The 22,651-nt window shown below is 45.9% G+C and carries 25 protein-coding genes; all 25 read right to left on the bottom strand.

Going from position 1 to position 22,651, the window contains the following annotated elements; genetic code table 11:
* Nucleotides 1–23 precede the first annotated feature (23 nt).
* Complete coding sequence (gene spoIVB, locus ACGG81_RS06825; protein ID WP_390110353.1) at nt 24–1,061, bottom strand: SpoIVB peptidase; 1,038 nt, start codon at nt 1,059–1,061, stop codon at nt 24–26.
* A gap of 177 nt (nt 1,062–1,238) precedes the next feature.
* Nucleotides 1,239–2,927 carry a DNA repair protein RecN gene (gene recN, locus ACGG81_RS06820; RefSeq protein WP_390110303.1) on the bottom strand — a complete coding sequence of 563 codons (1,689 nt, stop codon included), beginning with the start codon at nt 2,925–2,927 and terminating at the stop codon, nt 1,239–1,241.
* Nucleotides 2,928–2,942: 15 nt separating this feature from the next.
* Entirely contained in the window at nt 2,943–3,392 is a 450-nt protein-coding gene (argR, locus tag ACGG81_RS06815) for an arginine repressor (RefSeq protein WP_008975799.1), read from the bottom strand.
* A 5-nt stretch (nt 3,393–3,397) separates the two neighbouring features.
* Complete coding sequence (locus ACGG81_RS06810) at nt 3,398–4,231, bottom strand: NAD(+)/NADH kinase (protein WP_390110301.1); 834 nt, start codon at nt 4,229–4,231, stop codon at nt 3,398–3,400.
* Between the two features lie 18 nt (nt 4,232–4,249).
* Nucleotides 4,250–5,059: a TlyA family RNA methyltransferase gene (locus tag ACGG81_RS06805; protein WP_009261762.1), complete on the bottom strand. Its 810-nt coding sequence runs from the start codon at nt 5,057–5,059 to the stop codon at nt 4,250–4,252.
* A 6-nt stretch (nt 5,060–5,065) separates the two neighbouring features.
* Nucleotides 5,066–6,940 carry a 1-deoxy-D-xylulose-5-phosphate synthase gene (dxs, locus tag ACGG81_RS06800; RefSeq protein WP_390110298.1) on the bottom strand — a complete coding sequence of 625 codons (1,875 nt, stop codon included), beginning with the start codon at nt 6,938–6,940 and terminating at the stop codon, nt 5,066–5,068.
* 11 nt (nt 6,941–6,951) lie between these two features.
* Nucleotides 6,952–7,842, bottom strand: a complete 891-nt coding sequence (locus ACGG81_RS06795) for a polyprenyl synthetase family protein (protein ID WP_009261760.1) — start codon at nt 7,840–7,842, stop codon at nt 6,952–6,954.
* Nucleotides 7,832–8,053 (bottom strand): exodeoxyribonuclease VII small subunit, encoded by a 222-nt coding sequence (xseB, locus tag ACGG81_RS06790; RefSeq protein ID WP_120105664.1) that lies wholly within the window; start codon nt 8,051–8,053, stop codon nt 7,832–7,834. The genes ACGG81_RS06795 and xseB overlap by 11 nt, the downstream gene beginning before the upstream one ends.
* The gene (xseA, locus tag ACGG81_RS06785) at nt 8,025–9,257 is read right to left on the bottom strand and encodes an exodeoxyribonuclease VII large subunit (protein ID WP_016438982.1); all 1,233 of its coding nucleotides are present in this window, start codon (nt 9,255–9,257) and stop codon (nt 8,025–8,027) included. Before xseA ends, xseB begins: the two co-directional genes overlap by 29 nt.
* 4 nt (nt 9,258–9,261) lie before the next feature.
* Complete coding sequence (nusB, locus tag ACGG81_RS06780; RefSeq protein WP_009261757.1) at nt 9,262–9,666, bottom strand: transcription antitermination factor NusB; 405 nt, start codon at nt 9,664–9,666, stop codon at nt 9,262–9,264.
* Between the two features lie 154 nt (nt 9,667–9,820).
* A complete protein-coding gene (locus ACGG81_RS06775; protein ID WP_008975807.1) occupies nt 9,821–10,201 on the bottom strand; it encodes an Asp23/Gls24 family envelope stress response protein in 381 nt (126 codons plus the stop codon).
* Between the two features lie 77 nt (nt 10,202–10,278).
* Nucleotides 10,279–11,871, bottom strand: coding sequence for a peptide chain release factor 3 (locus tag ACGG81_RS06770; protein ID WP_008975808.1), 1,593 nt, complete (start codon nt 11,869–11,871; stop codon nt 10,279–10,281).
* A gap of 70 nt (nt 11,872–11,941) precedes the next feature.
* Entirely contained in the window at nt 11,942–12,595 is a 654-nt protein-coding gene (locus ACGG81_RS06765) for a SpoIIIAH-like family protein (protein WP_008975809.1), read from the bottom strand.
* Nucleotides 12,592–13,143, bottom strand: a complete 552-nt coding sequence (locus ACGG81_RS06760) for a hypothetical protein (protein WP_009261755.1) — start codon at nt 13,141–13,143, stop codon at nt 12,592–12,594. Before ACGG81_RS06760 ends, ACGG81_RS06765 begins: the two co-directional genes overlap by 4 nt.
* A complete protein-coding gene (locus tag ACGG81_RS06755; protein ID WP_009261754.1) occupies nt 13,136–13,516 on the bottom strand; it encodes a stage III sporulation protein AF in 381 nt (126 codons plus the stop codon). Before ACGG81_RS06755 ends, ACGG81_RS06760 begins: the two co-directional genes overlap by 8 nt.
* Nucleotides 13,517–13,536: 20 nt before the next feature.
* Nucleotides 13,537–14,730, bottom strand: coding sequence for a stage III sporulation protein AE (locus tag ACGG81_RS06750; RefSeq protein WP_390110293.1), 1,194 nt, complete (start codon nt 14,728–14,730; stop codon nt 13,537–13,539).
* Nucleotides 14,731–14,756: 26 nt separating this feature from the next.
* On the bottom strand, nt 14,757–15,143 hold the full coding sequence (locus ACGG81_RS06745) for a SpoIIIAC/SpoIIIAD family protein (RefSeq protein ID WP_008975813.1): 387 nt from the start codon (nt 15,141–15,143) through the stop codon (nt 14,757–14,759).
* 23 nt (nt 15,144–15,166) lie between these two features.
* The gene (spoIIIAC, locus tag ACGG81_RS06740; protein WP_008975814.1) at nt 15,167–15,361 is read right to left on the bottom strand and encodes a stage III sporulation protein AC; all 195 of its coding nucleotides are present in this window, start codon (nt 15,359–15,361) and stop codon (nt 15,167–15,169) included.
* Nucleotides 15,362–15,373: 12 nt separating this feature from the next.
* Entirely contained in the window at nt 15,374–15,895 is a 522-nt protein-coding gene (locus ACGG81_RS06735) for a stage III sporulation protein AB (RefSeq protein ID WP_016438985.1), read from the bottom strand.
* Entirely contained in the window at nt 15,886–16,851 is a 966-nt protein-coding gene (spoIIIAA, locus tag ACGG81_RS06730; protein WP_016438986.1) for a stage III sporulation protein AA, read from the bottom strand. Before spoIIIAA ends, ACGG81_RS06735 begins: the two co-directional genes overlap by 10 nt.
* Before the next feature lie 167 nt (nt 16,852–17,018).
* Nucleotides 17,019–19,106, bottom strand: a complete 2,088-nt coding sequence (locus ACGG81_RS06725) for a polyribonucleotide nucleotidyltransferase (RefSeq protein WP_016438987.1) — start codon at nt 19,104–19,106, stop codon at nt 17,019–17,021.
* A 235-nt stretch (nt 19,107–19,341) separates the two neighbouring features.
* Entirely contained in the window at nt 19,342–19,608 is a 267-nt protein-coding gene (gene rpsO / locus ACGG81_RS06720) for a 30S ribosomal protein S15 (protein ID WP_008975818.1), read from the bottom strand.
* 188 nt (nt 19,609–19,796) lie between these two features.
* Complete coding sequence (locus ACGG81_RS06715; RefSeq protein WP_120105668.1) at nt 19,797–20,711, bottom strand: bifunctional riboflavin kinase/FAD synthetase; 915 nt, start codon at nt 20,709–20,711, stop codon at nt 19,797–19,799.
* A gap of 38 nt (nt 20,712–20,749) precedes the next feature.
* Entirely contained in the window at nt 20,750–21,655 is a 906-nt protein-coding gene (truB, locus tag ACGG81_RS06710) for a tRNA pseudouridine(55) synthase TruB (RefSeq protein ID WP_009261749.1), read from the bottom strand.
* Nucleotides 21,656–21,697: 42 nt separating this feature from the next.
* Nucleotides 21,698–22,642, bottom strand: a complete 945-nt coding sequence (locus ACGG81_RS06705) for a bifunctional oligoribonuclease/PAP phosphatase NrnA (protein ID WP_390110287.1) — start codon at nt 22,640–22,642, stop codon at nt 21,698–21,700.
* Between the last annotated feature and the right edge of the window lie 9 nt (nt 22,643–22,651).

The raw sequence follows: 22,651 nt of genomic DNA, 5'->3' as shown, positions 1-22,651 counted from the left end.
TTCCTCATTATTCGACAGTCCTGTCAGGATTTTACATGTTCCAACATATTTTCGATAAAAATACCATAGCCTTTCTTCGCATCCTGCACAAACACATGAGTTACCGCTCCAATGATCTTGTCATTCTGGATGATTGGGCTTCCGCTCATCCCCTGGATAATCCCGCCCGTCTTCTCAAGAAGTTCTTTATCTGTCACTTCCAACACGATCCCCTTATTGACTTCCCGCTCCGAGAGATCCACTTTCAATATATTGACATCATATTCTCTGACAACACCATCTACACAGCACCTGATTTTTGCCGGTCCTCTTTGGATCTCTGTCTTTCTCCCTGCTTTCAGCGGTGTCTCATCCGCAAATAATTCATGGATCCGGTCTACCGTACCGAATATTCCCGCATCTGTATTTTCCGTGATCTCCCCGAGAATATTATATCGGTTGTACACGATCACACCTTCCATCCCGCCTGGACTTCCATCCTCCCCTTTCTGGATTGCACTGATACTTGTTTCGTAGAGACTTCCTTTGGCGATTTCCAAAAGCTCATTGGTATCTACATCGTGGATTCCATGCCCAAGTGCACCAAACTGACTATTTCCATTTAAGAAAGTCACTGTGCCAAGTCCCTGGGCATTGTCCCGCACCCAGATTCCGAGACGATATTCTTCCTCACTGCTTTCCACTGCCTTCAGCCGCACATCTACGGGCTGGTCTTTTCTGCGAAGATGAAGCACAACATTTTCATCATCAAGCTTTTTTACTGCCGCAATCAATTCTTTTTTGTTTGTGATCACCTCATCATTGATCCCTGTAATATAATCTCCCTGTCGAACGATATGATCTGCCGGTTTATATTTATCTCCGTCTGCCCCCTCGATCGCATCTGTTCCCAGCACCATCACACCGTTCGTCTCCATATATATCCCGATTGGCATTCCCCCGGGAATCAGATATTCCTCGCTGATTTCCTCCGTACTCACTTCTCTTTTCTGCGAGATTGTCTGATATTTTACGATGCAGGCGCCACCGCCTACCAGCACCGTGAACAGAAGAAGGATCATCAGACTCCTCCGATACCAGTATTTTCTCACACTTCATTCCTCCCAACATAAAAAGATTGCACGACTGTACATTCCTCACAGTATATTTTTTCTTCCGCAAGATTCCAAAACCTTCCTTTGGAGAAAAATAAGACAGACACTTTCATGTCTGCCTTAGTATATGGAATTTTATCTGATTCACTCTGATTTTCTTTTGGAAAGTTCTGCCATTTTTTTCAATTCAACAGCGCTTTGCCGGATCGACTCTGTCACTGCAGATCCTCCGAGCAATCTGGAAAGTTCTGCCACAGACTCTTCCTCCGTCAACTCATTGATCGCAGTCTTTGTCACCCCATCCTGCACCGTCTTCTCGATCACATAATGGGCATCTGCCATCGCTGCAATCTGCGCAAGGTGCGTAATACAAATGACCTGATACTCTTTTGCAAGCATTCCCATCTTCTCTGCAACTTTTCCCGCAGTAATCCCACTGATTCCAGTGTCAATCTCGTCAAAGATCAATGTAGCAATCTCTTCTCGATATGCGAGAACTGTTTTGATCACAAGCATGATCCTCGACAATTCTCCTCCGGATGCCACCATGCCCAGTGGCCGCAGCGGCTCTCCAGGATTCATCGACACAAGAAATTCTGGCTCATCGATCCCATCTTCCCTGCATTCCAAAAGTCTGGTAAACTTCATTTCAAACTGCACATCGAGGAAATTTAAATCTTTCAGGCCGAGCCGGATCCTCTCCACGAAAATCTGTGCCTGTTTTTGTCGAATCTCCGACAGTTCATCCGCAAGAACTTCCAGTTTTCTACAGGATTCCTCATATTTTTTTTGAAGGGATGCAATATAATTTTCATAGTCATGAAGCTTTTCCAGCTTTTCCTCCACCTGACCGGCGTATTTTTCGATCTCTTCCACAGAATTTCCATACTTGGATTTCAAACGATTGATCTCATTGAGCCTGATCTCCACCTCCTGGAATTCTTCCGGGGAAAATTCTACAGAGTTTCTCGCCGCAGAAAGTTCATGGTTAAAATCATTTAACAGATTCTCTATCTCTGACAACTGCTCATACAAACTTTCTGCCAGTGGATCACAGCCGGAAATTTCCTGAAAAATACGAACTGCCCGACTAATGCAGTCTGCAGCATTTCCTCCGCCATTGTCACTTGTATAAGCATAAGCTTCCTCCATATGCTCCGCCATCCGTCTCCCGGTCAGCATCCGCTTATACTGTTCCTCCAACAAATCATCTTCACCAGGTTTTAACTCTGCCTTTGTAATCTCCTCCAGCTCAAAAGAAAGAAAATCTTCCTCTCTCCTCCTGCTGTCCTCATCTTTGATCGCAAGTGCAAGTTCTTTTTCGTTCTCCTTGCAGCTGTTCCATGCCTCTTTGACCTTATCTTTCAGATCTCCGATCTCTTCTCTTGCAAACAAGTCTAAAAAAGCAAGATGATTCTTCCGGTGGATCAATGTCTGATGCTCATGCTGTCCGTGAATGTCGATCAGAATCGTCGCCACATCTTTTAGAATCCGTGTTGTTACCGTTTCCCCATTGATCTTGCTGACACTTCGTCCATCCATCAGTTTTCTGCTTAAGATCAATTGTCCCTCTTCCGGATAAATATCAAGTGCTCTCAGCTGTGCCTCCTGGGACGGATGTTCCACAGTAAATACCAGTTCTACTAATCCGTAAGCAGCTCCTTTTCGCAGCATCTCAGCAGAATACTTCCCGCCAAGTGCCAATCCGATAGAGCCTAAAATAATTGATTTTCCGGCACCGGTCTCTCCTGTCAGAATGTTAAATCCTTTTTTAAATTCTACTTCGATCTCATCGATCAGCGCCAGGTTCTTTACATGTAAATTTTGTAACATCTGTTTCTCCTGCCGTTACAATACAATTTTTCTTATTTTTTCCATCACAATTTTCGTCTCTTCTGTGCTGCGGACTGCACACATGATCGTATCATCTCCCGCAATACAGCCGACAACTTCGTACCACTGCATCGAATCAATGGATGCGGCGACCGCCATCGCCATTCCGGATACGGTTTTGACTACCAGTATATTTTGCGCCATCTCCATCGAAACATACCCGTCTTTTAGAATCCGCATGTATTTTTCCTTCATATCCTTTTCCGGAACCTGAAGGATCACATACTTCTGTTTTCCATTTTCCCCCGCAACTTTCGTAAGCCGCAGATCACGGATATCTCTTGAAACAGTCGCCTGCGTCACTTGAAAACCTGCTTTGTTCAGCTGTTCTGCCAGCTCTTCCTGGGTCTCAATATTATACTGGTTGATTAATTCTACAATCTTTGCATGCCGACTTACTTTCATCTTATTTAATTTCCTTTCATTTTCTTGCGCAGCGTCTCCAGAAAACTCTCCTCACTCAACTTTAAAAGTTTGGCAGTCTTTTCAGAACGGCTGATCGTAATACGGTCCCCTGTATAGACCAGAATCACATCCGCTCCGTCAAACGTCACGCTCGCCTCCTCAACCGTATCTCCTTTTCCTTTTCCGATCTCGATCACGATCTCGTCTTCCGCCGAAAGTACGATACTGCTTGTATTTAAAGCGTGTGAACAGATCGGTGTGATCACAAACATCTCTGCCGTCGGTTCCACGATCGGTCCGCCCGCTGACAGGTTGTACGCGGTAGAGCCTGTCGGCGTCGAGATGATCACTCCATCTGCCTGGTAAGAATTTAAAAGCTGTCCATTGACATAAATATTGAAATGGATCACACGGATACTTCCGGCACGCGCCACAACAATATCGTTGAGCGCGATATCTTCCTTTCTTCCTTCAAGCTTTCCTTGCAACATCATCCGGCGTTCTGGAAGAAACGCCCCGCAAAACAGCTTTTCCAGACTTTCTTCGATCTTTGGAAGTTCAATCTCTGTCAAATATCCGAGTGTCCCCATATTCACTCCGATCAACGGAAGATGCTTGTTCCTCAATTCTCTGACCGCCTGGATCAACGTTCCGTCTCCTCCCAGCGTCAGGACACAGTCTGTCTCTTTTGGAATCTGGTCTGTAAGGAGATTGCCCTCTTCATCTCGCTCACATAAGATACAAGTTCTGCCGCGCTTTTCTATATAATCTTGTATCTGCCTTGTCACCTCATAATTTTCATCTTTACTGTAATTCGTAATGATGTAAAACGTTTCCATAACGTACCTCTCTCGCTTTTATTTTGCCAGCGCCTCAAATGCCGCCTCCACTACCTGATATAGTGCACCTTCCATATCCGGCAGATTGCTTCCCACTTCGCTTTTCTTTAAATGTACCAGATATTCAATATTTCCCTCCGGTCCTTTGATCGGCGAAAATTCAATGCCGAGAATCTGAAATCCGATTGATGCCGCATAGGACGTGACCAGTTCGATCACCTCGTGGTGAGTACTTTTCTCGCGGACAACTCCCTTCTTCCCTACTTTCTCTCTTCCGGCCTCAAACTGTGGCTTGATCAGGGCAACAATCTCCCCATCCGGTTTTAAATAGTTGCGGATCGGTTCCAGCACTTTTGTCAGCGAGATAAAAGACACATCAATGGAAGAAAAATCAATTTCCTCTCCAAGATCTTCCGGTGTCACATACCGGATATTTGTCTTCTCCATACATACAACCCGGTCATCTTGTCTGAGTTTCCACGCAAGCTGTCCTCTCCCTACATCGATCGCGAACACCTTTCTCGCACCATTCTGGAGCATACAATCTGTAAATCCCCCTGTAGAAGAACCAACATCCGTGCAGACTTTTCCTTCCAGATCTACATCAAAATTGGCGATTGCTTTCTCAAGCTTTAATCCGCCGCGGCTGACATACGGCATTGTGTGCCCCTTGATCTCAATCTGAACCTCATCTGAGAAAGTGGTTCCCGCCTTGTCCTCCCGCTGTCCTTCCACAAATACATTGCCGGACATGATGATCGCCTTCGCCTTCTCTCTTGACTCTGCAAGATTCCGCTTTACAAGTAATACATCTAAACGCTCTTTCATCTATTTCTACTCCTGCTGTCTTTTCTGGTACACGGACAGGATCCGCTCTGTGATCGTATCCGCATCCAGCATTACTTCTTTTCTTAATACTTCTATATTTCCATGTTCCACATACTCATCTGGAATTCCGAAGGACTCTACCTGAACGGGAAGTCTTTTCTTCTCCACATAGGCAAGCACCTGAGCTCCATACCCTCCGGCCAGTACATTTTCCTCAATCGTCACGTAAAGTGTATGTGACTTAGAAAGTTCCTCCAAAAGTTTTTCATCCACCGGCTTGACAAATCGACTGTTGACCAGTGTGCTTTGAATTCCACTCTCTCTTAAGGAATCACTCACCTGCAAGGCCGTCTCCATCATATGTCCGACACTGAGAAGAACTATTCCTTCTCCAGCTTGGATCACTTCACTCTTTCCATATTCGATCAGCGCGCGGAACTCTTCCAGTCCTGTATACGCTGTTCCTCTTGGATAACGGACCGCGACCGGCCCCGGATACTGGATTGCAAAACGGAGCATATCCGCAAGTTCCCACTTGTTTTTCGGCGCCATCACCGTCATATTTGGGATTGTCGATAAAAATGATAAGTCAAACACACCCTGGTGCGTCTCTCCATCACTCCCCACAAGCCCTGCGCGGTCGATTGCAAATACAACCGGGAGATTCTGCAGGCAGACGTCATGGATCAGCTGGTCATACGCTCGCTGTAAAAAAGAGGAATAGATTGCAACCACCGGCTTAAGCCCTGCCGCTGCAAGTCCCGCCGCAAATGTCACTGCGTGCTCTTCTGCAATTCCCACATCAAAAAATCGATCCCGGTAGGTTTTGGAAAATGGAACCAATCCTGTCCCGCCTGCCATCGCTGCGGTAATCGCCACCAGCTTTGGCTCCTTCTTCGCCTCTCGGTAGATCACTTTGGAAAAGACATCGGTGTAAGAATCTTCCCCTGCTTTTTCCTTTGCCTGTCCGGTCTCAATATCAAACGGACCTGTACCATGAAACTGGGACGGATATTTCTCCGCCGGGAGATATCCTTTTCCTTTTGTTGTAATCACATGTACCAATACGGCATTCTGAAGTTTCTCTGCTTCTTTAAAAGCCCGGCACAATGCCTTAAGATCGTGCCCGTCCACCGGGCCAAGATAGGTGATCCCCATATCTTCAAAAAACATTCCCGGAACAAACAGCTGCTTGATTCCACTCTTTGCTTTCCGAATATGTCCTGTCACTCTCGCTCCAATATACGGCAGCTTCCCTAATGCCGCCTCCACACCCTTTTTCAATCCGGTGTAGGCACTCGCTGTTCGAAGACCATCCAAATACTTCGACATGCCTCCTACATTTTCTGAGATGGACATATTGTTGTCATTGAGCACAATAATAAAATTACTCTTTAATCCTGCCGCATTGTTGAGTGCTTCATATGCCATCCCGCCAGTCATGGCGCCATCCCCGATGACAGAGATGACCTTATGATCTTGTCCTAGGATTTCCCGTGCCTCTACATACCCAAGTCCTGCCGAGATGGATGTAGAACTGTGCCCGGTATCAAACGCATCACATTCGCTTTCTTTCCGCTTTGGGAACCCGCTCATCCCACCATACTTCCGCAGATCATCAAACCCGGCTTTTCTGCCGGTAAGCAGTTTGTGCGTATACGCCTGATGCCCCACATCCCAGATAATCTTATCCTCCGGCAGGTCAAAAATCAGGTGCATCGCCATCGTCAGTTCTACTACGCCAAGATTAGAAGCCAGATGTCCGCCAGTCACACTGATTTTCTCGATCAGAAAATCCCGGATCTCCTGGGCAAGCACTTCAAGCTCCTCCGGCTTTAATTTTTTTATATCATTTGCTTTCTGAATTTTTTCCAGTACCATAGGCACTCCCTCTATTTCTCCCGATGTATCAACTCCTGCAAGAGCTGCTCCAGATAGGCATTCTCCCTCTGCAGACTCCTTAACAGAGCAATCGCCTCCTCAGAAATCTGTTCTACATCCTTTTTTGCTTTCTCTAATCCGAAGAGCGTCACATAAGTCGTCTTCTCATTCTTCTGATCGCTGAAAACTGGTTTGCCGAGCACTTCTTCTGTACTTGTAACATCAAGAATGTCATCCTGAATCTGAAATGCGATCCCAATCTTCTTCGCGACCTGCTCGATCACTGCAACTTCCTCTTCTTCTGCTCCAGCCAGAATCGCACCGATCATCATGGCACTTTCTAAAAGCGCTCCTGTCTTCAGCTCATAAATAAAAGAAAGTATATCTTCTGTGATATTCTTTCCAGAAGCACTGACATCTACGACCTGCCCTCCGATCATCCCATAGATACCTGCTTTCTTTGCAAGCACCTGAAGTGCTTTCCCGATCCGGGTTGCCTCCTCCGGCGCTTCCTCAAATGCAGTGCATGCTGTCTCAAACGCATAATTTAACAATGCATCTCCGGCAAGGATCCCCATGTCTTCCCCGTATACGATGTGTGTCGTCTTCCTTCCTCTCCGGTAATCATCATCATCCATCGCCGGAAGGTCATCGTGTACGAGCGAATAGGTATGGATCATCTCGATTGCCGCCATGAACGGTCTGACGGTCTTTGCGGCACTTCCAAACATCTGGAAGGTCTCCCAAAGAAGCATCGGACGGAGTCTTTTCCCTCCTGCCATCAGACTGTATTCCATCGCCTCCATGATGACCTGCTGCTTTCCTTCCTGCACAGGAAGATACGCCTTTAGGATCTGTTCGATCTCCTCTGTTTTCTTTCTTTTCTCGTCTCTAAAATTCATGGTATTCTCCATTTTCTTCTAATATCTGTATCTGTTTTTCCACTGTATCGATCTTGTCATTGCATGACTTCAAGAGTTCTATTCCTCTGTGATAAAGTGAAAAAGACTGTTCCAAAGAAAGTCCCGGCTCTTCCATCTGCCGCATCATTCCATCCAGTTCCTGAAACAGTTCCTCCAGTGTTCTATTCTCTTTGACTGTGCTTTCCACCATCTTCCGCCTCCTTTTCCACTTCCGTCACCTGTGCGTGTATCGTTCCGTCTGTCACTTTAATGGAAAGGAGTTCGCCTGGGCAGACATCTTCGATTTTTCGAATATTGACTCCAATCTCATTCTGTACATAAGAAAATCCCTGTCCCAATTTTCTGACCGGAGAAAGTCCGTTGAGACGCTCTGCTCGCACAGACAGACCGTGCTTTGCTTCCTTTAACCGCTCCTGCATCTTCTGCCTGAACCGTTCTTCCAAATCCACTGCCTGTTGCCGTTTCTCATTTAGCTTCACCTGCGGATGCAGATAAGAAAGCCTCTGCGCCCGCTGCATAACCTGATTTCGCTTCTCTTCCACCACGTGCGAAAGTGCACGTTTTAGCTTCCTTTCCGTCTCATCCAAATATACGCGGACAACATCGTATTCATAAACCGCAAGCTCCGCTGCCGCAGAAGGTGTCGGCGCACGAAGATCTGCTACATAGTCAGCGATTGTTGTGTCGGTCTCATGTCCCACCGCCGAAATGACCGGGGTCTGACATGCAAAGATCGCCCGGGCAACAATCTCCTCGTTAAATGCCCAAAGATCCTCGATCGAACCGCCGCCTCTTCCTACAATGATTACATCTACGCCGAATGCATCCAGTCTTCGTATCCCGTCTGCAATGCTTTCTGCAGCATCTTCTCCCTGTACAAGTGCAGGGCACAAATACAGCTGCACATAAGGATTCCTCCTGGACGCAATATGAATGATATCCCGGATTGCCGCCCCCGTAGGCGCTGTTACAATCCCAACCGTGCTGGCAAATGGAGGAATCGGTCGCTTATATTCCTGCTCAAACATCCCCATCTCTTCCAATTCCTGCTTCAGCTTCTCAAACTTCTCATATAGCAATCCAGCCCCATCTAAGATGATCTCTTTCGCATAGAGTTGATATCTGCCGTCGCGCTCATAGACATTGACACTTCCAAGAACGATGACTTGCTGCCCTTCTCTCATCCGAAAAGCAAGACCGCCTCTCTGTCCGGCAAACATCACGCAGGCGATCGTCCCCGTCTCATCCTTGAGGGAAAAATAAATATGTCCGGAAGTGTGATATTTGCAGTTTGACACTTCTCCTTTCACATAGATGCGCCCAAGCATGAAATCTTGTGTAAACATATTTTTAATGTAAGAATTGACTTGACCGACGGAATATACACTGCGCATGGCACTACCTCGAATTGACGATCTTTCCAAGAACTCCGTTGATGAAAGACGGACTCTCTTCACCACCATATCTCTTCGCCAGTTCTACTGCCTCGTTGATCGCAACCCCCTGCGGCACTTCCTCATCCCACTCAATCTCATAAACTGCAAGACGAAGAATAGTCAGGTCTACTTTTCCCATTCGGGATGTCTTCCATCCTGTCACGGAAGCATTGATCTTCTCATCGATCATCTCCACCTTCTCCGCAATTGCGGCATATTTTGTGCGAATGTATTCTTTCTCTGTGTCCTTTGCCGATTCCAGCTCTTCCAGATAAAGTGCAAGCTGCTCTTCCATCTCTTCCTTCGGTTGAAACTCGATGCGGAATAATATTCTAAAAATGTGTTCTCTAAGTTCTGATCTTCCCATTGTATACCTCACTGTCTGTTTTTTCAAAGGTTATCTCTTCGATAGGCTCTATTATACTACATAACCTTCCATATTGCAAAATAGAATTCAGCACACGAAAAGAGATTATGAAAAACCTTTCATAATCTCCCTGTGAGCCGTGATTTTTTCAAATCTATTCTTCACCCATGTCTACACCCGCAATACGGATATTGACATCCGCAACGGTAAGCCCGGTCATATTCTCCACCGCCGCTTTGACTTTCTCCTGAATCTTTGCTGACACATCCATGATGTTATAGCCATATTTCAGGACAAGTGCCAGAGATACTGTCACGATTCCTTCCAGCACATCCACCTTCACGCCTCTGGATAAATTCTTCATTCCCAGTCGTGCGATCAGGTCATTTGTGATATTTCCTGCCATGGAAGCAACCCCTTCTACCTCTGTGGCTGCCAGAGCTGCAATGATCGCAACTACTTCATCGGCGATCTTTACTTCCCCGAGATTCGGATCCTGATGTATCGTATACGTATTTCTTTCGTCTTTTACCATTTCTAAAACCTCCTGTCTGGTTTGCTGTCTGTTATGGTTATTATAACAAATTTCTCATTATTTGCAAACAAAAAACTTTAAGAACGGCCAAATTCAGACAGAACGAGTCCCTCGTTTCGATCCAGTGTCATACGGATGCTCCAGCTATTGACAAACAGAAGAAGCGGACGATCCTTTAAGTCCTTGATCTTCTTCATGTCAGAAGTTCCGATTACTTTATCAAGATCAATGTCTGTATTCTCAATCCAGCGGATGTGCTCATATGGAAGCTGATCCATGCGGATCTCCACATTGTATTCATTTTCCAGACGGTATTTTAATACGTCAAACTGAAGCACACCGACAACTCCGACGATAATTTCTTCCATCCCGGTGTTGTACTCCTGAAAAATCTGGATCGCACCTTCCTGAGCAATCTGATTAATTCCTTTGATAAACTGCTTACGCTTCATCGTATCCACCTGACGTACTCTGGCAAAATGTTCCGGTGCAAAAGTCGGAATTCCCTCATAGCAGAACCGCTCTGCTGAAGTCGTAAGAGTATCCCCGATCGAGAAGATTCCCGGATCAAACACACCGATGATATCTCCTCCGTAAGCCTTCTCTACCATCTTCCGCTCACTTGCCATCATCTGCTGCGGCTGAGAAAGACGCACCTTTCTTCCTCCCTGCATGTGATATACTTCCATGCCCGCCTCAAACTCACCGGAACAGATCCGCATGAACGCAATACGGTCACGATGCGCCTTGTTCATATTTGCCTGGATCTTGAAGACAAATGCAGAGAAATCCTTCTCAGTCATCGGGTCAATCTCTCCTTTATCTGACTTTCTCGGAAGCGGCGAAGAAGTCATAGAAAGGAAATGCTGTAAAAATGTCTCCACACCAAAGTTCGTGAGCGCAGAGCCGAAAAATACCGGAGAAAGTTCTCCCTTGCTTACCAGCTCCTGGTCAAACTCAGCACTTGCTCCGTCTAACAGTTCCACTTCTTCCTCCAAAAGAGAAAGTGCATCTTCCTCGATCAGTGTACTCAGCTCCGGATCATCCAATGAAATTTTCTTCACTTCTCCCATTTTTGTTCCTTTTTGTGTATCTGAGAACAGTTCAATTTCCCGATGTTCTCTGTCATAGACACCTTTAAATGCCTTTCCGGAACCGATTGGCCAGTTGACCGGACAGGTTGCAATCCCCAGTTCTTTCTCGATATCGTCCAGCAATTCAAACGTATCTCTCGCCTCACGATCCATCTTATTGATAAAGGTAAAGATTGGGATATGACGCATTACACAGACTTTAAATAGCTTTCTCGTCTGCGCCTCCACACCTTTGGATGCATCGATCACCATCACCGCAGAATCCGCAGCCATCAGTGTACGATAAGTATCCTCCGAGAAGTCCTGATGTCCCGGTGTATCCAGAATGTTAATGCAATATCCATCGTAGTTGAACTGAAGCACGGAGGAAGTCACTGAGATTCCTCTCTCTTTCTCAATCTCCATCCAGTCTGATACTGCATGTTTTGCGGTCGCCTTCCCTTTGACAGATCCTGCCTGATTGATCGCGCCGCCGTATAATAAAAATTTCTCGGTCAATGTCGTCTTACCGGCATCGGGATGAGAAATAATCGCAAATGTTCTTCGTTTCTTTATTTCATTCGTAATATTTGACATAATGTTCTCCTGCTTTGCTTTTTTTCAACGTTTCTATTATAGCAACTCTTTTTTTGTTTATCAACAAAAACTATTTTTCTTCTGCCTTTGCCTCTTCTTCCCCACTATGTATCGGTGTGATCACGATATTCTGCGGGGCAATCCCTGTTTTTCTTGTGACGATATCTTCAATCTGTGCACGATTAGCATCTGTCAGATCTGCGTTGCTTACAACCACATCTGCACTGTCCACCGTCAGATTGACGACCGTCTCTGAAAATCCCTTCGATGCAAGAAGTGTCTCCACTGCCACTTCCTTCTCAGACAGATCCGTCAGCTGGATCATCTCATTAACTGCCTGCTGCTTCTGTTCTTCACCGATCTCCGCATTATCAATGATCGCCTGAAGCGTCTCCTTATTCTTTGCACGCACTTGTTCTCTGGAAACCTTTGCCTCTGCCACTACTTTATTCGCCTCTCCGCTTGTAAGTACTGCCTCCCCCGGTGTTCCATCTACCGAATCCTCCAGCGCTGCCTCCTTGTCTGTACTCTCAATATCTCCTGCCGTCTCAGCCAGCTCCTGCTCGGAGATATCAAGCAGTTCTTTGTTCGCCAGTTCTCCGCTCGTCTCCTTCCCTTCTGCTCCTCCAAACAGCTTTCCGGAATAGTTCAAGTATCCCGCCACCGCGATCATAACTGCCAGTGTTGCAATGATTACCTGATTCTTCTTAAATAGTTTTTTCAAAATGAACCCTCCTTCTTTGAATCACTCTGCTTCATTATTTTAATTTTATGCGTTTCAATACCAAATAATGCCTGCACTGCCTCCGTGATTTCCTTTCGCACGACAGCATCATCCCCTCCGGCTGCACTTACAAGCACTCCTTCCACCTGAGGGTGTACTTCCTTTCGCACATACGGTGTATGTGCTCCTTGCGCAGTATCTTCAAACACTGTTTCCTCCCGTCTTGCAGACTCGCTTTTCTCCAAATCTTTCTCCACGACTTTCTCTGCCGATGTGCGAAACGTAATCATCACCCGCACCCTTCCCACACCCTCGGTCCGTTTTAAGATATCTTCCAATTCCCGCTCCATCGTTTCCCGATACGTATCCAAATCCGTCGTCTTTCTATCATCTGCCTCACTCGTTCTTTCTTTTTCCAAGCTTTCACCCGGTTTCGGAGTCGGAATTGCAATGATCACAAGAAGGATCCCGACAAGAAGCACGACCAGCAGTTGATGTTTCTTAGGAAATCCTTCTGGAAATTTCCAGTCCCACCGTTCCCTATTCACTGTACTCTTCCCCTCCTTCTTTTTCTCTTTCCTCAGCGATTTCTTCTTCCTTCATTCTGTCTTGTTGTGGATTGTTGCCGCCATAGTCTTTTGGAAGATAATCTTCCGGGCAGATTTCCTTAAGGTACTTTGTCTGCTCCTCGATCTTTCGCAATTCCTCCTCATAAGTATGCTTCTGAAACACTTCTTCAAAAGTTTTTTCCATTCCGGCAACCTTTAGCAGCGGACTGATCACAAGCAAGATCAATAAAAGTCCTGTAAAAAACTTCAGATACTTCCTGTATCCATCACCGGGGATCAAATGAAGTGCCGCTGTCATAAGCACCATATAAAACGCAATATTTTCCACCCATTGATACAGTCCCTCTGTCATCTTTCTCTCCTTCAAATGCATTAAGTTGTCGATGCTGTGACGATCACGATCGTCAGTAGAAACAGTAATCCCGTCGTAAAGATTATCCTCAGCAGAAGCTGATACCCTTTGCCGATTCCAGAAATGCAGCCGACAATCCGCTGATCCGATACCGGCTGGATCACCGCCGCCACCAGTTTGTAGAGAAATGCGACCACTGCGACCTGCAAAAACGGAACCGCACAGATTCCTACGCAGATGATGGCGCCGGTAATCCCGATACTGTTCTTGATAAGAACGGTTGTCCCAAGAACAACCTCCGTCATTCCTCCAATTGCATCTCCGATCCCGGGAATTGCCTCTGCAGTCTTTGTCACCACCCCTCTCTTGACAGAATCGATCACCGGAAGCAGCATTCCCTGAACAAGATTCAGACCAACGACACATGCAAGAAGTGTCTTAATGCTCCAATCGATTCCCGTGTGGATCAGATCTGCCATTTTCGATAAATATTCTTCGGAAGAAAGATGATTCAATAACTCCAATATGGTATAGACCTGTACAAATGGAAGCAGGACATTCAAGATCAAAAGCTCCACAAGAAAGATCAAAAATAAAACCAGATTATAAAACGCTGCCGATGTCACACCCCCATTTGCAACGGCTACTGCGAGAAAGTAGACCGGTCCAAGCACCTTCATAAATGAAGTCAAAATGGTAAGTCTCTGCGCTGTAAGATCTGTCATCATCCGAAAACCATTTAAGCACACGTTAAATAATAAAAGATACAAAAGATAAAAACTAATCTCTGAAATCTGGCGGTTTGGAAATATACCGGAAAAATTGGCAAATACAGCCGCAATCACTGCAAGCATCAATATATACACAAGACTCTTTTTGCTCTGCCCAAACTCATAGGCAACCTGATCTTTCACAAACTGTCCTGCCGCCTCAAACGACATCGGAAGATCTCCTTTTTCAACCTCTTTCACCATCTTGGAAAAATCCATCTTCCCTTCCGGGAACATGCTTTCGAGCGCCCCTGTCACTTCCTCAAAGCCAAACTCTCCGAAAAGAGCCTCCTCCACAGCTTCCTTTGCCTCCTTAAGCGCCTGCTCTTCTTCTATCTCCGATGCCTCTGCATGCGCTGTCGACAAAAAAAGCAACAGCAGCGCAAACAGAATTCTTGTCCACCATGCTTTTTTTCTGTCCCATACCGGTTTCTGCTCTTTCATGTGCCTCCTCCCAACTCCCATTTTCACTACGTTAAAAATGCATGGATCGTCTCCAACAACGCCAGCAGGATCGGCATGCCAAGCGCCAATATCGTCAGTTTACTGAAAATCTCAATCTGGGATGCCACCGTCTGATAGCCGGCATCTTTGCAGATTCCAGAGGAAAATTCCGCTGCATAAGTGATTCCCACCATCTTTAGCAGTGTACCGATATACGCCCGGTCAATCGTGATCATATCTCCAATTGCACGAAGCGTCTCAAGGATAATCTCCAGTCTCCCTACAATATTCAGAAAAATGAAAATGCTGACCGCCACACTTAGGTAGATGCCATACTCAGATTTTCCATTTTTAAACTGAATCGCAAGCAGCGCGCCCGCCACACCCACAAGTCCAATCTGTACTGCATTCAACTCGTATCCCCCTTCTCCATCTCTTATAAGGAAAATAGCTGCTCAATGGAATGAAACAGTTCCTGAATATAGGGAAGAATCCAAAACAGTACGAGCAGAAGCCCTGCAAGACTTGTCAGAAATGCCTGTTCCTCCCGGCCACTGTGTTTTAATACCTGACATAGTACCGAGACGAGGATCCCGACTGCCGCAATCTTAAAAATAAGCTGAACACTCATGTACTCCTCCCACTAGATCAATAAAATTGTAATAAAAATCCCACTCATCACACCGAGACAGCTGCATAGTTTCTGCTTCGCAGCCAGTCCTTCCCGCACGTCTTGTACTTCCACCTTCAGTTGTTCCAGATACAGATCGATCGCCCCTTCCTGGGCATGTCCGCCGAGATACCCGATACTATTTCCAAATTCTTTTAATTCTTCTAACTCTTCCCTCGTAAGCTTTGTTGTACAAAGTCGCTCTTCCACCGCACAAGACCATATTTCGGCAAAGGAACTTCCCGCACGTCTTGCAAGCTGTCCGGATACCTGTGTCAAAAACAAGCAGTACGGTGCCTTTACTTTTCTTGAAATGCGGGCAAATGCTTCCTCAAGCGGTGCGTGCGTGTATGCAATTTCTTCTTTTAACAACAAAAGGATCCTCCGCAGACATTTCAGATCGTTCAGATGTCGTTTGAGATCAGCCGCCGTCAGATACCCGATTCCACTCGTCCCAAGAACGATCAAGATAATTCCGATTCCTTTCACACGCATGCCCCCTTCTCGTATTGTTCTCGGTAAAGCAGTGTTCCTCTTTCATCATAAATTCCTTCTACCTCTCCGATATGAATCCCATTTTTCAAAACAACATAACGACCAAACCTCTTTTTCTGGATCAGCTGCTGCAGCACAGGTTTCTTTTGCACCTCTGCCATCGATGTGCCATGAACAGTTGCCAGCATACAGCATCCGCAATGCATTGCGTACTCCATCGCATGAATATCCTCCGGTGCCCCGATCTCATCGACTGCAAGTATTTTGGGAGCCATCGACCGAATCAACATGAGCATTCCCTCTGCCTTGGGACATCCATCTAAAATATCCGTGCGGATCCCAAGCTCATTCTGTGCAATCCCAAGATGACATGCCCCCAGTTCTGAGCGTTCATCGACCACGCCTACACTTTCCCCCTGAATCCATCGATTTCCGTCTGAAATCTGACGGATCAAATCCCTCAGCAATGTTGTCTTCCCACATCCCGGAGGGGAAATGATCAGCGTGTGGTACAGCTGTTGATTGTATGTAAGATACGGCAATACTTTCCCTGCACAGTCCTTTACCTCATGTGCCACCCGGATGTTGACGGATGAAATATACTGGATATTCTTTATCCTTCCCTGATCCATAATCACTTTTCCTGCCATTCCTACCCGATGTCCTCCTTCTACTGTCAGAAATCCCTGTCGCAGTTCCTCTTCAAAAGCATATAAAGAATAGCTGCTGATATAATCTACCGTCTCGCGCATTTCTGTCTTCGTGACAAGATGCGGTTTTCCATTCCGCTTTGGAATCCTCTCTTTTCCACGGATATTTAAGATTACCGGACTTCCTACACGAAGACGGATCTCCTGAAGTCCTTCCATGTCTATCTCTTCCTGGCTGATCAGTTCCTGAATCTCTCTTGCAAGAATCTGCAGCACCTGACTGTTTTTTCCGATTGCTCTGTTCATCTTTGTCCACCTCTTAAAACAGTATATGAGAAACTTGTCTGTTTAGAACCAGATTCTCACACGGAATGTATTTCGATAAGGATCCGAAGAACTTTTCTATGCAAAAAAGACTCTGCACAGATTTCTCTGTACGGAGTCTTTTTCGCATATTTATAAAATTCAACTTCTTATTCTGCTACATCTTTGATGGAGAAGCTCATTCTTCCCATCTTATCTTTTCCTAAGCAGACTACTTTGACTTTATCGCCAAGTGTCAGAACATCTTCTACATTTTTGATGCGCTCTTTGGAAATCTTGGAAATGTGTACCATTCCTTCTTTACCCGGAGCAAATTCTACAAACGCTCCAAATTCTTTGATGCTTACGACTTTTCCTTCCAGCACCTGTCCGGCTTCAAAGTCTGTGACAATGATCGCAATCATCTTCATCGCCTCTTCCATCGCCTCTGCATCTACACCGCATACAGACACTGCACCGTCATCTGTAATATCAATCTTCACACCAGTCTGTTCAATGATCGCATTGATCGTCTTTCCGCGCTGTCCGACAACATCACCAATCTTTGCAGGATCAATCTGCATCTGACGGATCTTCGGAGCGTACGGTCCAACAGAAGCACGCGGCTCTGCAATCGCCTTGCTCATTACTTCATCTAAAATATAAGTTCTTGCTTTCTTTGTGCATGCAATTGCTTCCTCGATGATCGGTCTTGTCAATCCGTGAATCTTAATATCCATCTGGATTGCTGTGATACCTTTATGTGTTCCGGCAACCTTAAAGTCCATATCTCCAAAGAAGTCTTCGAGTCCCTGGATATCTGTCAGAACGATATAGTCATCGTCTGTCTCCCCTGTCACAAGACCTGCGGAAATTCCTGCCACTGCTGATTTGATCGGAACACCTGCTGCCATCAGCGACATGCTGGATGCACATACACTTGCCTGGGAAGTAGAACCATTTGATTCAAATGTCTCTGATACCGTACGGATCGCATACGGGAACTCTGCCTCGCTTGGAAGTACCGGTACGAGCGCTCTCTCTGCAAGCGCACCATGTCCGATCTCACGACGTCCCGGTCCTCTTGACGGCTTTGTCTCACCGACAGAGTATGACGGGAAGTTATAGTGGTGCATATATCTCTTGGAAGTCTCTGCCTCATCAAGACCATCAATTCTCTGCGCCTCTGAGAGCGGTGCAAGTGTTGTAATAGTACAGATCTGTGTCTGACCTCTTGTAAACATTGCCGAACCGTGTACTCTCGGAATCAAATCAGTCTCTGCTGCAAGCGGTCTGATCTGATCGATCGCTCTTCCATCCGGACGCTTGTGATCTTTTAAGATCATCTTGCGGACAGTCTTCTTCTGATACTGATATAATGCTTCTCCTAAGAGTTCCAGCCACTCTTCGTTCTCTGCAAATGCTTCTTCTAACTTCTCACGGATCACGCGGATATTTTCTTCTCTGACTTGTTTTTCATCTGTGAATACTGCTTCTTCCATCTCTTCCGGTGTCACGATCTCTTTGATCGCCTCAAACAATTCTTCCGGCACTGCACAGCTTGTGTATGCATGCTTTTCTTTTCCACACTCTGCCACGATCGTATCGATGAACTTGATCACTTCCTGGTTCACTTCATGCGCCGCAAAGATCGCCTCGATCATCTTCGCCTCCGGTACTTCATTTGCACCTGCCTCGATCATAATGACCTTATCTCTTGTGGAAGCAACTGTCAACTGCAGATCAGAAACCGCTCTCTGTGCCGCATTCGGATTGAATACAAACTCTCCGTCGATCAGTCCTACCTGTGTAGTAGAAGTAGGCCCATCAAACGGGATGTCAGAGATTGCTGTGGCGATCGCAGAACCTAACATTGCTGTCAGTTCCGGGCTGCAGTCCGGATCCACAGACAATACGAGGTTATTTAATGTCACATCGTTTCTGTAATCCTTTGGAAACAGAGGTCTCATCGGTCTGTCAATGACACGAGATGTCAGGATCGCATTTTCAGACGCTTTCCCTTCTCTCTTGTTAAACCCTCCCGGGATCTTTCCTACCGCATATAATTTCTCTTCATATTCAACGGAGAGCGGGAAGAAATCGATGCCCTCTCTCGGTTTTTCAGATGCTGTCGCTGTCGATAATACAACAGTCTCTCCATAGTGCATCAAAGCCGCACCATTGGCCTGTGCTGCCACTCTGCCTACATCGACACGCAGAGTTCTTCCGGCTAATTCCATTTCAAATTTTTTAAACATACTGTTCTCCTTTTCTTCGCCGGCAGGCTGTACCGAAACTACTGAAAAATACATTTCTGCTTTGCACTCTGTCAACACTGCTGACAGTTCCTGCGGAAATACGCTTTTCAGTGGTCTCGGCTCATACTTTCCTGCCGTTTTTCATAAACTTCTGCACCGAATGCTTTTCATCCGGCACTTGTAACTGAAAACAAGGGATGGCACGAATAACCATCCCCTGCTAAAATCACTTTGATTATTTTCTAAGTCCTAAACGTTCAATTAAAGAACGGTATCTTTCAATATCAGTTTTCTTTAAGTAAGCAAGTAAGCCTCTTCTCTGACCTACCATTTTAAGAAGACCTCTTCTTGAATGATGATCCTTTGGATTTGCTTTAAAGTGATCTGTTAATTCATTGATTCTTGCTGTTAAGATTGCGATCTGAACTTCCGGTGAACCTGTATCTCCTTCTGTTCTTCCGTATTCTGCAATAATAGCCTGTTTCTTTTCTTTTGCGATCATGTGATGATCCTCCTTTATTCTTTCTTATTATTAATATTTGAGCGCCAGATATTAAGTAACGGTTGGAGTCTTCCAGTTACCGGATATCGGCTCGTAAATCCTTAGTTAGATTAGCATAATTGAATTTGTTTTTCAAGATTTATTTTCAATTTTCTTTTCTTTTCTCAGTTTTCGTCACTATGCACAATTCACAGTTCCCTGCGTTTAATCGCTGCAATATCTGCTTCCATCTGGCTTTTCAGCTCTTCCACAGAGGCAAACTTGCGCTCCGGCCGCACAAACGAGAGCAGTTCTACTTGAATGGTCTGTCCGTAGGTTTCTCTGTCGAACGAAAAAACATTGACTTCTAAAATCAGTTTTCCATCCGCATCCACAGTCGGCTTATTGCCAAGGTTCCCAATCCCTTGATAATAGTTCCCATCAATCCGCACACGGCACGCATAGACGCCGTTTGGCGGCGCCAGCTTTCCGATATCCGGAGTGATATTCATCGTCGGAATCCCAAGCTTTCTCCCAAGCTTTCTGCCATGCTCCACCACACCACTCATTGCATACGGATATCCAAGCAATTCTCTTGTCACTTCCATATGCCCGGCGCGGACTTCTTCTTTGATATAAGTACTGCTGATTTCCCTGCCCTGATACAGTTCTTTGTCCACGACTTCCAGTTCATATCCATATATCCCTGCATACTGCTTCAGCATATGAATATCTCCGCGTTTCTCATGTCCAAAATGAAAGTCTGTCCCGACCGCAATATACGCTGCATGGAACTGATCCACCAGCACTTCTTTGATGAACGTCTCTGCTTCCATGCCGGATATCTCCTCCGTAAATGGACAGTCAATCAGATAATCTGTCTGTCCATCGAGATGCTCATACCGTTCTTTCCCGGTCATCAGACTTTTCTTCTGTTTGCCCAGTCGTTCATAGAGCGGAGCCATGTCAAATGCAAAGACAACACTTACCACCTCTTTGGATGCATGTTCCTTCACACGGCTGACCAGTTTCTGATGACCTCTGTGCAGGCCGTCAAATTTCCCCAGTGTCACTGCAGCTTTTCTCTGTTCCTGATAGCATTCTAGTTCTCTTACATACTGCATGTCATTTCCTCTTCTATCCTTATCCGTATTGTGAGATTTTACTTTTCGTAGAACATCTTCTCGAGCCGGAACATCTTTTCCTCCTGACGGTAGCGATAAATTCCGACAAACACTCCCTGCGCATCGTACACCCGCACCCGTTCTTCCGGCTCATACTTCTCTCTTTTCTTTACAAAAGAAAGGGAAAATGGATTGCCGTTGTACAGATACTGATTTCCAGCCTCTTTCACATCCACACTCCTGCATTCTGGAAACATGGCATCGATGGGAATGATTGCCTCCATCAGAGTCCCGTCCTGCTTCTTCTTTTCAATCTCACCTAACGTCAGGCTATCTTCCAACTCAAAACGACTTACTTTTGTCCGAAGCAGTGATTCCATACAAGCCCCACATCCAAGTTTTTCCCCAATGTCATGACAAAGTGTGCGAATGTAAGTCCCCTTTGAGCAAGATACTTCCATCGTCACTCGAGGCAGATCGATCTCCATGATCTCAATGCTGTGGATCTGGACCGGTCTCGCCTTCCGCTCAACTGTCTTTCCTTCCCTTGCCAGTTCATAAAGCTTCTTTCCCCCGACTTTCAATGCGGAATACATCGGCGGAACCTGCTCATAATTCCCGACAAACTTCTGAATACATGCAGTTACCTCTTCGACTGTAAGCGATGCGGTATCTTTTTTCTCCAACACTTCTCCGGAACTATCCTGTGTATCTGTGACAGTCCCAAGCAGCATCACTGCCCGGTATGTCTTATCCTTATCCGTCAACAGATCACAGAGTTTTGTCCCTTTCCCAAGGCATACCGGCAGAACTCCTGTCGCATCCGGATCGAGTGTCCCGGTATGACCGATCTTTTTCTGCCCTAAAATCCCTCTGAGCTTTGCCACGACGTCGTGAGAAGTAAACCCTTTTTCTTTATATACATTGATCACTCCGTGTATCATCTGTCTTCTGCCTTTCTTTTCTCCATTTTCTTTTGTCTGTTTCTAGAGCTGATTTTGGATTTCTTCTACCAACCGGGAAAGAATTTCTTCTGCGCTTCCTTTCATGGTAACACCTGCCGCTTTCTTATGACCACCACCGCCAAATTGCTGTGCGATCCGGCTGACATCCACTTCACCCGTTGCCCGCAGACTGACTTTAAACTCATGATGAGATAATTCATAGAGAAAAATCGCCACTTCAACCCCTTTCGTCACGCGAAGCTGACTGACGATCCCATCCAATTCTTTTGGTTTTACTCCATAAACATCCATCTCTTCTTTTGTCAAAAAGGATGCGATACATTTCCCATCAAGAAGCAGTTTGCTGTCCAGCAGTGCCTTTCCAAGCACTTGATTCTGTACATAAGATTTCTGATAAAAAGTACGGTCAATGATTCCGGAGTAGTCAATGCCTTTCCGCATCAGTTCGGCTGCCGCCTCCATCGTCTCCGGCGCAGTGCAGGAATACTGAAATACCCCAGTGTCATGCACAATCCCAAGGTACAGACATTCTGCGATCTCCTTTGTAATCTTTTCTTTGTCTAACAGACGATACACCAACTCCGAAGTAGAACTTGCATCCGGGTCGATCTCATTTTCATCAGCGAATGCCTGATTGCTGATGTGGTGGTCGATGCACGCTGTCCGTCCTGCCTGCTCATAGAGCATTTTGGAAAATCCAAGACGATCCGAATCGCCGCAGTCCAAAAGAATGAAAAGATCATAGGTTTCTGTCTCTGTGACTTCCGAACGGATATCTGCTGCCGCACCGATAAACCGAAAAGAATCCGGCACCGGCTCCAAGTAAACATCCACCGTGATCTCCGGGTAATTTTTCTGAAGATACTGATACAATCCGAGTGTAGAACCGACACAGTCCCCGTCCGGGCGGACATGTCCGCCTAGCGCCACACGGCGGACTCCCTGCAATAATCTTTCTAATTCCATATTTTCGCT

The organism is Faecalimonas umbilicata (assembly GCF_042846195.1).
GTDB classification, from domain to species: Bacteria; Bacillota; Clostridia; order Lachnospirales; family Lachnospiraceae; genus Faecalimonas; species Faecalimonas umbilicata.
Note: the sequence above shows the minus strand (reverse complement) of the source record. Positions and strands in the feature narration are given on the sequence as shown.